The following is an 11,731-nucleotide window of genomic DNA, read 5'->3' on the forward strand; positions in this document are numbered from 1 at the left end:
AAAACCCTGACGCAAATCAGTCCAGAGAAAAGCCAATCAGGCCATGCTCCCGGGCTTTTTGCCTCTACGCTTGAGAAGCCTGAGCCTGACATCGGAGTGCCTTGTGTTTGCCAACCTGCTGATCATCCTCGCCTCATCCCTGGTGATGATTGCCCTGTTTCGCCGCCTGCGCTTGCCGCCGGTGCTGGGCTATCTGTGCGTGGGCCTGATGGTGGGGCCGACCGCGTTCAACTGGGTCAACGAGAGCGAGCACCTGCCGGACGTGGCCGAGTTGGGCGTGGTGTTTCTGCTGTTTTCGCTGGGCCTGGAGTTTTCCCTGTCGAAAATGATCGCGCTGCGCCAGGTGGTGTTTCGCCTGGGCAGTCAGCAGGTATTGCTCAGCACGGCATTACTGGGAATGGTGCTGATCGTGCTGGGCATGCCGGCGACCCCGGCCCTGCTGCTTGGCGCCGGGCTGTCGTTGTCGTCAACGGCGATTGTCACCAAGGAGTTGAGCAGCCTGGGCGAGGTGTTCAGCAGTCACGGGCAAAACGCGGTCGGGGTCCTGCTGTTTCAGGACGTGGTGGCGGTGTTATTGCTGACCCTGGTGCCGGTGTTCGCCGGGAGCAGCACGCAAGCCTGGTACTGGGCCTTGCCATTGACGCTGGTTAAGACCGTGGTGCTGTTTTTCGGTCTGCTGCTGGCCAGCCGCTGGTTGCTGCCACGGCTGTTCCACGAAGTGGCGGCCTCGCGCTCGGCGGAATTGTTCGTCCTGCTGGCGCTGGTGATTGTGCTGCTGACCGCCTGGCTGACGCACCTGCTGGGCCTGTCCCCTGCCCTCGGCGCATTTCTGGCCGGCATGCTGCTGGGCGAGAGCCACTATCGCCATCAGATCGAGGCCGACATCCGGCCGTTTCGCGACATCCTGCTCGGGGTGTTTTTCGTCAGCATCGGCATGCTGATCGATCTGCAATTGTTCGTCAGTCACAGCCTGCTGATTCTCGGCCTGACCCTCGGTCTGATGCTGATCAAAGGCACAATCGTCGCGCTTTTGGTGAAGTGGCGCGGCAGCGATCACGAAACTGCCTGGCGCAGCGGCCTGGCGCTGGCGCAGGGCGGGGAATTCTGCTTCGCATTGATGGCGCAGATGCAGCAAAACCGCATGCTGCCTGACGAACTGGGCGGCCTGCTGCTGGCGGCGACATTCTGCTCGATGTTGCTGACCCCGCTGTTGTTGCGCGGAGCACCGAAAATTGCCCTGCGCCTGCATCGCAAGCCGAATCAGGAGGCGCAAATCGAGGAGATCAGTGCGCTCAACGCCGACCTCGACCAGCATGTGGTGATTTGCGGCTACGGGCGCGTTGGCCAGTCCATCGGCCGTTTCATGCGCAATGCCAATCAACCTTACATCGCGTTGGACAACGATCCGGTGCGCGTGCAGGAAGCCGCGTCCGAGGAAAGTGATGTGCATTATGGCGACTCATCGCGCGGTGACTTGCTGACGGCCATCGGATTGTTGCGCGCGAAACTGCTGGTGATCGCCGTGGATCAGAGCGATGTCAGCCTGCGGATTCTCAAGGAAGCGCGCCGGCTCAATGCGCGGATACCGATTCTGGTGCGCACCCGCGATGACAGCCAATGGGCTGAACTCAAAGCTGCCGGCGCCACCGAAGTGGTGCCGGAGTTATTGGAGTCGAGCCTGATGCTCGCCTCCCACGCCTTGATCATGCTCGGTCTGCCAGCTCATCAGGTACAGGAGAAAGTCGACCAGGTGCGCATCAATCGCTATCGCCTGTTGCATGGCTTTTACCCCGGCACCGACGACAAGGAAACTTAGTCCTGACTGACCGCGCCGATCTTGTGCAGCGACAGGTCGGCGCCGTAATACTCTTGCTCCTGACTCAGGCGCAGACCGTGCAAGGCTTTGATCACGCCGTAGACAGCGAATCCGCCGATCAGCGCGACCACCACACCCAGCGCAGTGCCGATCAACTGACTGATCAGGCTGACGCCACCGAGGCCACCCAGCGCAGTCTGGCCGAAGATGCCACAGGCGATCCCGCCCCACACCCCGCACAAACCGTGCAACGGCCAGACACCGAGCACATCGTCGATGCGCCATTTGACTTGCGCGGCGGTAAAGCACCAGACGAACAGCGCACCGGCAATCGCGCCAGTCACCAGCGCACCCACCGGGTGCATCAGGTCGGAACCGGCGCAGATCGCTACCAGCCCGGCCAGCGGGCCGTTGTGCAGGAAGCCCGGGTCATTGCGCCCGACGATCAGCGCCGCCACCGTGCCGCCGACCATGGCCATCAGCGAGTTGACCGCCACCAGACCGCTGACGCCCTGCAAGGTCTGCGCGCTCATCACGTTGAAGCCGAACCAGCCGACAATCAGAATCCACGAACCCAGCGCCAGAAAAGGAATGCTCGACGGTGCGAACGCCACCAGACGCCCTTCGCGATAACGGCCGTTGCGCGGGCCGAGCAGCAAAACCGCCGCCAGTGCCAGCCAGCCGCCCATGGCGTGCACCACCACCGATCCGGCGAAATCATGGAACGCCGCGCCAAAACGTGCCGTCAGCCAGGCCTGCAGACCGAAGTTGCCGTTCCAGATCATGCCTTCGAAAAACGGGTAGATGAACGCCACGATCAGCGCCGTCGCACACAGCTGCGGAACGAAGCGCGCGCGCTCGGCAATCCCGCCGGAGATGATCGCCGGAATCGCCGCAGCAAACGTCAGCAGGAAGAAAAACTTCACCAGACCGTAACCGTGATCGGCACTCAGCACCGCCGCCGGTTGCATGAAGGTGACCCCATAGGAGATCCAATAGCCTATAAAGAAATAGGCCAGGGTCGAAACGGCAAAGTCGCTGAGGATCTTCGACAGTGCGTTGACCTGGTTTTTCTGGCGCACCGTGCCGACTTCAAGGAAGGCGAAACCGGCGTGCATCGCCAGCACCATCACCGCACCGATCAGAATGAACAACGTGTTGGAGCTGTGAACCAGCGTGTCCACAGCGCTTTGCAGATTTTCCATAAAGAGGCAGACCTGAAGGCTAAAAAGGCACCAAAGCGGTTCGCGCGGACAATTCATGCACCAAGTTGCGACCGGTCGGTCTGCGCAATGAAGCTGCGATGAACCGGTTTGGCGCACAAGGTCGATGTCCTGACACGAACCAGGATTATTTGAGTTAAGGTTTTGCTGCATGTACGCCCGCCAACAGCGCACGGCGGCAGCAGGACGCACCACGACATAGCAAAAGCTGTACCAGTCATTTGTACTGAACCTTCGCGCAAGGCTCATACTCGAACGCTTCAGACGTCACTTACGGAGATCCACCCATGGCCAGCATCAAGGCAAAGACTGCTCAAGAAATCCTGATGAACGACTTCCAGACTCTGGTCGCCGACACCGAGCGGCTGCTCGAACACACCGCGTCCCTGGCGGGCGATCAGGCTGATGAGCTGCGTGATCAGATTCACGACAGCCTGTTGCGCGCCCGGGAAACCCTGAAGCTGACCGAAGACACCCTGCGTGATCGCGGCCAGGCAGCGGTCACCGCCACCGAAGATTATGTGTCGGCCAACCCTTGGCAATCGGTGGGTATCGCTGCCGGGGTGGGCTTCCTGATTGGCCTGCTGGCCACTCGGCGCTGATCATGTCGATCGGCGAATCCGGCCTGGGGTCGGGCACCTCCTCTTCCACGCGGCGTCTGGGCGCCGCTGTTCTCGGCTTGCTGCACAGCCATGTCGAACTGTTCGGCATCGAGTTGCAGGAGCAGAAATCACGCACCGTCAGCCTGTTGCTGTTCGCAGGGCTGGCGCTGGTGTTTGCCCTGCTGTTGCTGGTGGGTCTGTCGACGCTGGTGCTGATCGTGTTCTGGGATACCTATCGTCTGGCAGCGATCATCGGCCTGTGCGTGTTCTACACCCTGGCGGCCGCTTTCTGCGGGCTGCGTCTCAAGGCAGCAGTCTTCGATGAATCCTCGCCCTTCCACGGCACGCTGGAAGAATTGGCCAATGATCGGGAGCGCCTGCTGCCATGAGCCTGCCTGAACTGCCACACAACAGCTCGCGCCGGGAAATGCGCAAGGCGCTGATCCGCCTGCGCATGGAAATGCATCGTCAGGAAATCCGCCACGAAGCCGGGCAAGTGCTGCAGCCCTTGCAACGCATGCGCGGCATGACGCAAAACCTGCAAGGCGGCTTCGGCATCAAGCACGCGCCGCTTTGGGGCGTGGCCGCCGTCACCCTGCTGGGCTTCATCACCGGCAAAGGCGCAAAAAGCGGCGGTGTTGGCGGGCTGACCCGGCTGATACGGCTGGGCACCAGCCTCGGGCCACTGATCAAACTGGTCATGCAGAGTTCGGGCAAACGCTAAGCCGACGCATCTGGCTACATTCTTGCAATATCCGCGGGATGAACCTCTTTACCCGGAGGTTCAATCCCGCGCGCCTACCCGGTCGGCGGGGTTCATCCAGAACAAGAACGACTAAGGAGGCCCCGTGATCGACGGGCAACCGCTCGCCTGCTTTCAACCTTTCATCGATACCGCCACCGGACGTATTGCAGGCGTCGAAGCATTGGGTCGCCTGCGCCAGCCTGACGGCCAACTGGCCTCGGTCGGGCCGTTGTTTGCCGACCCACGCACACCCGCCATCGCTCTGCGCCGGCTCGACCGGCAGATCCGCGACAACGCCCTGAGCCGACTGCATGAAGCCCCCGCCGAGTGGTTTCTCAGCCTGAACATGTCGCCGCGCTGGATCAGTCGCCTGCGCGCCGATCAACCGCTGCCCAGCCTCAAGCAGATGCTGCGCCACGGCGTCGATCCGCAACGCATCGTGTTCGAGATCACTGAACTGGGCGGCAATGGTCAGCGCCTGGCCGAAGTGGTCGCGCGCTATCGCGAGGCCGGAGCGCGGATCGCTATCGATGACTTCGGCGCCGGTTACTCGCAGCTCGATCGGGTGCTGGCGTTGCAGCCGGACATTCTCAAACTCGACATGCGCCTGTTTCAGGCTGCCGCACTGGGCGGGCCGAGCAGTGACGTGGTCAAGGCTCTGGCGCAAATGGCCGAAAAAACCGGCTGCTGGATCATCGCCGAAGGCGTGGAAACCGAGGCCCAGCTCAATTTCGCCCTGGAATGCGGTTCGCGCTACGTTCAGGGTTTCCTGTTCGCCCGGGCGCAGGAGGCGTTTTATCCGACCGACGCCTTCGTGCAGCGCTTCGCCGAACTGCGCCAGCGTTACGTGCGGCAGAAACTGGCCGAACGCGGGCGCCTGATGCAGATGCGCCAGCAACTCGGCGAACTGATGGCGATCCTCCAGAGCTGGGCTCAGGCCCACGCGCCGCTGAGTGCGCTGCCGCAACTCGAAGCCTTCCCGTGGTTGCTGCGGTTCTACCAATGCGACCGTCACGGCACCCAACTCACGCCCAACCTCGAATGGCGCAACAACGGCTGGGTCGCCGATAACCGTTATCTGGGCCACAACTGGTCATGGCGTCCGTACTTCTATCATTTGCTCGCCGAAGGCTGGGAAGAGCGGCGCCTGACCCTGTCCAGCACCTACCGCGATGCCACCAGCAACCAGTATTGCCTGACCGCCGGGCAGTTCTTCGATAACGGCGAGCGCCTGCTGCTGATCGATATTGATGCCGCGGGCTTGTAGTTCCGCTTGCAGGTGTGTGGCTGAACCGGGAAGCTAGGGCAACAGTCATCCCAGTCACCGACGGAGAGAACCAGCCTTGGATTGGCAGACCCTGCTCAACCGCGAACGCCTTGGAAAACCGCTGCACAGCCCGCAAGAGCTTGGCCGCAGCCCGTTCCACAAAGACCACGACCGCATCATCTTCTCCGGTGCCTTCCGCCGCCTGGGCCGCAAGACCCAGGTGCATCCGGTGTCGAGTAACGACCACATCCACACCCGGCTGACCCACTCGCTGGAAGTCAGCTGCGTCGGGCGCTCGCTGGGCATGCGCGTCGGTGAAACCTTGCGCAGCGCCCTGCCCGACTGGTGCGACCCGAGCGATCTGGGCATGGTCGTGCAATCGGCCTGCCTGGCCCATGACATCGGCAATCCGCCGTTCGGCCACTCCGGTGAAGACGCGATTCGTCACTGGTTCCAGCAGGCAGCCGGGCGCGGCTGGCTCGACGGCATGAGCGAAGCCGAGCGCGGTGACTTCCTCAATTTCGAAGGCAATGCGCAAGGCTTCCGGGTGCTGACTCAGTTGGAGTATCACCAGTTCGACGGCGGCACCCGCCTCACCTACGCCACCCTCGGCACCTATCTGAAATATCCGTGGACCGCACGTCACGCCGACTCGCTGGGCTACAAGAAACACAAATTCGGCTGCTATCAGAGCGAACTGCCGCTGCTGGAGCAGATCGCCCACAAGCTCGGCCTGCCACAACTGGAAGACCAGCGCTGGGCGCGCCACCCATTGGTGTACCTGATGGAGGCCGCCGACGACATCTGCTACGCGCTGATCGACCTTGAAGACGGCCTGGAAATGGAGCTGCTGGAGTACGCGGAAGTCGAATCGCTGCTGCTCGGTCTGGTGGGAGACGATCTGCCGGAAACCTATCGCCAGCTCGGCCCGCAGGATTCGCGTCGACGCAAACTGGCGATCCTGCGCGGCAAGGCCATCGAGCACCTGACCAACGCCGCTGCCCGGGCATTCGTCGAGCAACAGGATGCGCTGCTGGCCGGCACCCTGCACGGCGACCTGGTGGAACACATGCACGGCCCGGCCAAACGCTGCGTACTCAACGCCAAGGACATCGCCCGCAAGAAAATCTTCCAGGACAAACGCAAGACGCTGCATGAAATCGGCGCCTACACCACCCTGGAAATCCTACTCAACGCGTTCTGCGGCGCGGCCCTGGAGCAACATGGCGGCCGCACGCCGTCGTTCAAGAGCCGCCGGATCCTCGATCTGCTGGGCAACAATGCGCCGGATCCCCATGGCCCGCTGCACACCTCGTTCCTGCGCATGATCGACTTCATCGCCGGGATGACCGACAGCTACGCCAGTGACATGGCGCTGGAAATGACCGGGCGTTCCAGCCACTGACAGAAAAAATTGCTCAACCGGGTCAGGCAACTGCCCGGATGAGCGATACTTTGATTGAACCGGTTCTGTGGTCTCAGGCAAACGGATCGACTGAAAGGTAAATCCGTTTAACAGCCAACTACGCAAACAAAACCTTGTTTATTCAAGGTTCGACAAGCAACTTAAAACATTCAGATAAACAAATCAGCACAACACTTCCTTACGCGACACAGAGTTTGGTCGTAGTCGGTTTCCTTTTAGTGCGTAGGACTTATCCTATATTGCCGCAACAACCCCGGGAGTTCATGCGGCAGCTCATTTATCTGAGCTAAGGTGCGCCCTTTATTCGCGCACGTATGGGATTTGATTATGAACTCCGTTTTTATTGTCGATGATCACCCCGTCATCCGACTTGCCGTTCGAATGCTGCTCGAGCATGAAGGTTATAAGGTCGTCGGCGAAACCGATAACGGGGTCGATGCCATGCAAATGGTCCGCGAATGCATGCCCGACCTGATCATCCTTGATATCAGCATACCCAAACTCGACGGCCTGGAAGTTCTCGCCCGTTTCAACGCCATGGGCACCCCGCTCAAAACCCTGGTACTGACGGCGCAATGCCCGACGCTGTTCGGCATTCGCTGCATGCAGTCCGGTGCATCCGGTTATGTCTGCAAAGAGGAAGACTTGAGTGAACTGGTCAGTGCGATCAAGGCGGTACTTTCCGGTTACAACTATTTCCCCAGCCAGGCATTGAATCCGGTACGCCTCGACGACGTGCGTTATGCCGAACTGGAGTTATTCAAATCCGTCAACGACCGCGAGCTGATGGTCCTGCAATTATTTGCCCAAGGGCGCACCAACAAGGAAATAGCCAAGGGCATGTTTCTCAGTAACAAGACAGTCAGTACCTACAAAAAACGCCTGATGCAAAAACTCAAGGCCAGATCTCTGGTGGAACTGATCGAGATGGCCAAACGCAACGCGCTAGTGTGAGAGCCTGAATGCCCAGTCGTTTAAAGATCTGTCTCGCCCTATGTTGCGTCAGCCTGTGCCTGACGACTCAGGTGCATGCCAGCTTCGTCACCGCGCAAGATTATGTGCTGCGCAGCCGCTCGGGCCACGAAGCGCCATCCGTGTCCCTTGAACCCGCGCAACGGCAATGGCTGGAGAGTCGCCGCGAACTGGTACTGGGCACTTCCGCGCCGGACTATCCGCCGTTCGACATGACCGCCAGCGGTCGTGATTACGAGGGTTTTACCGCCGACTACGCCGGTCTGCTCGAACAGGCTGTCGGGTTGCCAATCCGGGTCAAGCGCTTTGCCTCACGGGAAGCCGCCTTGCAGGCGTTGATAGCAGGTCAGGTCGACATGCTCGGTACGGCCAACGGTTTCGAGGCCAGTAACGCAAATATCCTGCTTTCAACGCCCTACGCCATCGATCAGCCGGTTCTGGTTACCCGCGAAGGCGAGACCCGCTCGCTGACTGAAGGCCTGGCCGGTCTGCGGCTGAGCATGGTCTATCACTATCTGCCCCAGGATGAGGTCAAGGCGCAGTATCCCAAAGCCATCCTGACGTCCTATCCTTCCTATCAAAACGCAATCAACGCGGTGGCTTTCGATCAGGCTGACGTGTTTCTGGGTGACACCATTTCCACCCACTACATGATCAACAAGGGTTATCTGAACAACATTCGCATGGCCAATTTCGGCAAACAGGAAGCCCATGGTTTCAGCTTTGCCGTTCACGCCGACAACCCGCAACTGCTGGCGATCATCAACACCGTGCTGCAAGCCATACCGGCCAGCGAACGGGACAACATCGCCAAGCGCTGGAGCGCCGGCAGCGACATTCTGCTGACCGACCAGAAGCTGCAATTGACCCACCACGAAGAACAGTGGCTCAAACAGCACCCGGTGCTGCGCGTCGTCGTCAACGAGGCGTTCGCGCCGCTGACATTCTTCGACAGCGACGGCAACCTGCGAGGCATCACCGCCGACCTGCTCGAACTGCTGCGCCTGCGTACCGGCCTGCGCTTCGAACTGGTCCGCAGCCGCAGTGACGGAGAAATGATCGAGCAGATCAATCAACATCGGGCGGATCTGATCGCCGCGTTGCTACCCAGCCCCCAACGGGAAAAGACCCTGCAATTCAGCCGTCCCTATCTGGAAAACTCCTTCGTCCTGCTGACGCGCAAATCCGCTGACAGCCCGACACATCCCACCCAGCTCAAGAACCGATACCTGGCGATTGCCCAAGGCAGTCCCATGGCTGATTACCTGCGCCGCGAATTCCCCAACATCCACCTGATCGAAACCTCCGACACTTTCGGTGCCGCAACCTTGCTCGCCGAAGGCAAGGCCGATGGCGCCGTCGCCTCGCTGGTGATTGCCAATTATCTGATTTCGTCGCGGATCTTCGAACATCAATTGCAGATCACCACCACCCTGGGCACACGTCAGGCGGCCTTCTCGCTGGCCAGCGCCCGTGACAATGCCGAACTGGGCTCGATCCTCGACAAGGCGCTGCTGAGCATCACACCGGAGGAACTGGGGGTCATCAACAGTCGCTGGCGCGGTTTCTCCAATGCGGCTCAAAGCAACTGGCATCACTACAAGCGCCTGTTTTACCAATTGATCGGCGCGGCCTGCCTGCTGCTGCTGCTGTCGCTGTTGTGGAACGCCTACATGCGTCGCCAGATCAAGCAACGCCAGGCCGCCGAACGGGCACTCAACGATCAGTTCGAATTCATGCGTTCACTGGTCAACGGCACCCCTCACCCGATCTACGTGCGCGACCGCCAGGGTCTGCTGCAAAGCTGCAACGACAGCTACCTCGAAGCCTTCAACGCCAAACGCGAAGACGTGATCGGCAAAAGTGTCATGCAGGGCACACTGAGCAACGCCTTCGAAGCCCAGGCATACCAGGCGGATTACCAGCGGGTGGTGGCCGAAGGCACGCCTCTGCTGCTCGATCGACCGCTGCACATCGGTGGCCGGCGTTTGACGATCTACCACTGGATCCTGCCGTACCGCGACTCCAGTGGCGATGTGCAAGGGATCATCGGCGGCTGGATCGACATCAGTGAACGTCGCCAATTGTTCGATGAACTGCGCCGGGCCAAGGAACAGGCGGACAACGCCAACCGCGCCAAAAGTACCTTTCTGGCCACCATGAGCCACGAAATCCGCACGCCGATGAATGCCATTATCGGCATGCTCGAACTGACGCTCGAACGCATGAATGATCAGGCTCCGGATCGCTCCTCCATTGAAACCGCCTACTGCTCGGCCAAGGATCTGCTGGGCCTGATCGGCGACATTCTCGATATCGCGCGGATCGAGTCCGGGCACCTGAGCCTGAGCCCCGAACGGGTCAATCTGGTCGAAACAGTGGCGTCGGTGGTCAGGATCTTCGACGGCCTCGCCCGCCAGAAAAACCTCCTCCTGCCGCTGATCATCAATCCCCCCGGGCTGCAGGTTGACGTGGAACTGGATCCGTTGCGCTTCAAGCAGATCCTGTCGAACCTGATCAGCAATGCCATCAAATTCACTGAGTCCGGGCAAGTGCGGATCAATCTGGATGTGCTGCCCAACGGGCGGAGCCAATGCTCGCTCGTTCAGTTGACGATCCAGGACACCGGGGTCGGCATCAGCATCGAAGATCAACAACGCCTGTTCGAGCCGTTCGCCCAGACCGAGAGTGGCCGGCAGCAAGCTCGCAGCGGCGCAGGCCTGGGGCTGGTGATCTGTCGCAACCTGTGTGAAATGATGGGTGGGCAGCTGCAGTTGAGCAGCCAGCCGGGGATCGGCACCCAGGTCTGCCTGTCACTGCCGCTGCAAACGCTACCGTGCCAGGTGACCACGGCAAAAACCGAGCCTGTGCTGCAAACCTCTGCACCACTGAACATTCTGGTGGTCGACGATCATCCGGCCAATCGCCTGCTGATGTGCCAGCAACTGGAGTTCCTCGGGCACCGATTCACCCTCGCCGAAGAGGGTCGGAGTGGATTCGAGAAATGGCAGACCGGTGCATTCGACCTGGTTATCGCTGACTGCAACATGCCGTTGATGAACGGCTACGAACTGACCGAGGCGATCCGCCAGCAGGAACAACGCACTGGCCGCCCTCCGTGTACCGTGCTGGGTTTCACGGCCAACGCGCAGCCTGAAGAAGTACAGCGCTGCAAACAGGCCGGCATGAATGACTGCCTGTTCAAGCCGTTGAGCCTCAGCGCACTGAGCCACTGGATCAATGGTCTGCAGCCCGCGACGCTTGAACCGGCGTTCAATCTTGACGGGTTGAGTCAGTTGACTGGCGGCAACCCGCTGCAAGTCCGGCGTCTGCTCACGCAATTGCTCAAGAGCAGCCGTCTCGATCGCGAGGAATTATTAGCCCTGGCCCCCTGCAATGATCGTCAGGCAGTGGCGCTGGTCGCCCACAAGATCAAAGGCGCCGCCCGGATCGCCCAGGCCTCGCGTCTGATCGCCTGTTGCGATGCGCTGGAACAGGCCTGCATGCAGACAACGCCCGCACCGACCATCGTGCGCTGCGTCGAGGCCACCGACGCAGCCATGCTCGAACTGGAGCAGGCGTTGCGGCAACAACTGGAACCGTTCGAAGAAAGCACAATGACCGAGCCTTAACTATGCTTGGACGCTGAGCAGTGTGTTTACTTCAATGGAGAGTCAGCA

9 protein-coding genes are annotated in these 11,731 nt (G+C 60.6%); 8 read left to right on the forward strand and 1 reads right to left on the reverse strand.

The annotated features are described in order from the left end of the window. Positions 1-103 precede the first annotated feature (103 nt). A complete protein-coding gene (locus tag CRO59_RS15385; protein WP_097088289.1) occupies positions 104-1,816 on the forward strand; it encodes a monovalent cation:proton antiporter-2 (CPA2) family protein in 1,713 nt (570 codons plus the stop codon). Here CRO59_RS15385 and CRO59_RS15390 read toward each other — a convergent pair. Beyond that, positions 1,813-3,021, reverse strand: coding sequence for an ammonium transporter (locus CRO59_RS15390; protein ID WP_097088290.1), 1,209 nt, complete (start codon positions 3,019-3,021; stop codon positions 1,813-1,815). The genes CRO59_RS15385 and CRO59_RS15390 overlap by 4 nt on opposite strands. Positions 3,022-3,326: 305 nt before the next feature. Between CRO59_RS15390 and CRO59_RS15395 the strand changes: the two genes are divergently transcribed. The 7 genes from CRO59_RS15395 to CRO59_RS15425 all read left to right on the forward strand — a co-directional run bounded on the left by CRO59_RS15395 (position 3,327) and on the right by CRO59_RS15425 (position 11,683). Continuing rightward, positions 3,327-3,641, forward strand: a complete 315-nt coding sequence (locus CRO59_RS15395; RefSeq protein ID WP_003226733.1) for a YqjD family protein — start codon at positions 3,327-3,329, stop codon at positions 3,639-3,641. Between the two features lie 2 nt (positions 3,642-3,643). Further along, positions 3,644-4,030, forward strand: coding sequence for a phage holin family protein (locus CRO59_RS15400; RefSeq protein ID WP_027613425.1), 387 nt, complete (start codon positions 3,644-3,646; stop codon positions 4,028-4,030). Further along, positions 4,027-4,365 carry a hypothetical protein gene (locus tag CRO59_RS15405; protein ID WP_027613426.1) on the forward strand — a complete coding sequence of 113 codons (339 nt, stop codon included), beginning with the start codon at positions 4,027-4,029 and terminating at the stop codon, positions 4,363-4,365. Before CRO59_RS15400 ends, CRO59_RS15405 begins: the two co-directional genes overlap by 4 nt. Positions 4,366-4,489: 124 nt before the next feature. Next, complete coding sequence (locus CRO59_RS15410; RefSeq protein ID WP_096794968.1) at positions 4,490-5,653, forward strand: EAL domain-containing protein; 1,164 nt, start codon at positions 4,490-4,492, stop codon at positions 5,651-5,653. A gap of 76 nt (positions 5,654-5,729) precedes the next feature. After that, a complete protein-coding gene (locus CRO59_RS15415; protein ID WP_003226741.1) occupies positions 5,730-7,058 on the forward strand; it encodes a deoxyguanosinetriphosphate triphosphohydrolase in 1,329 nt (442 codons plus the stop codon). 348 nt (positions 7,059-7,406) lie between these two features. Then, positions 7,407-8,033, forward strand: a complete 627-nt coding sequence (locus CRO59_RS15420) for a response regulator transcription factor (protein WP_027613428.1) — start codon at positions 7,407-7,409, stop codon at positions 8,031-8,033. Between the two features lie 8 nt (positions 8,034-8,041). Beyond that, positions 8,042-11,683: a transporter substrate-binding domain-containing protein gene (locus CRO59_RS15425; protein ID WP_097088292.1), complete on the forward strand. Its 3,642-nt coding sequence runs from the start codon at positions 8,042-8,044 to the stop codon at positions 11,681-11,683. The last annotated feature ends 48 nt before the right edge of the window (positions 11,684-11,731 follow it).

The sequence above is a fragment of the Pseudomonas sp. LAMO17WK12:I5 genome, assembly GCF_900215165.1.
GTDB lineage: Bacteria > Pseudomonadota > Gammaproteobacteria > Pseudomonadales > Pseudomonadaceae > Aquipseudomonas > Aquipseudomonas putida_A.

Excerpts from the sequence above, each read along its gene's own strand:
- CRO59_RS15390 (WP_097088290.1), bottom strand. The coding sequence starts at position 3,021 with ATGGAAAATCTGCAAAGCGCTGTGGACACGCTGGTTCACAGCTCCAAC.
- CRO59_RS15395 (WP_003226733.1), top strand. The coding sequence starts at position 3,327 with ATGGCCAGCATCAAGGCAAAGACTGCTCAAGAAATCCTGATGAACGAC.
- CRO59_RS15400 (WP_027613425.1), top strand. The coding sequence starts at position 3,644 with ATGTCGATCGGCGAATCCGGCCTGGGGTCGGGCACCTCCTCTTCCACG.
- CRO59_RS15405 (WP_027613426.1), top strand. The coding sequence starts at position 4,027 with ATGAGCCTGCCTGAACTGCCACACAACAGCTCGCGCCGGGAAATGCGC.
- CRO59_RS15420 (WP_027613428.1), top strand. The coding sequence starts at position 7,407 with ATGAACTCCGTTTTTATTGTCGATGATCACCCCGTCATCCGACTTGCC.
- CRO59_RS15425 (WP_097088292.1), top strand. The coding sequence starts at position 8,042 with ATGCCCAGTCGTTTAAAGATCTGTCTCGCCCTATGTTGCGTCAGCCTG.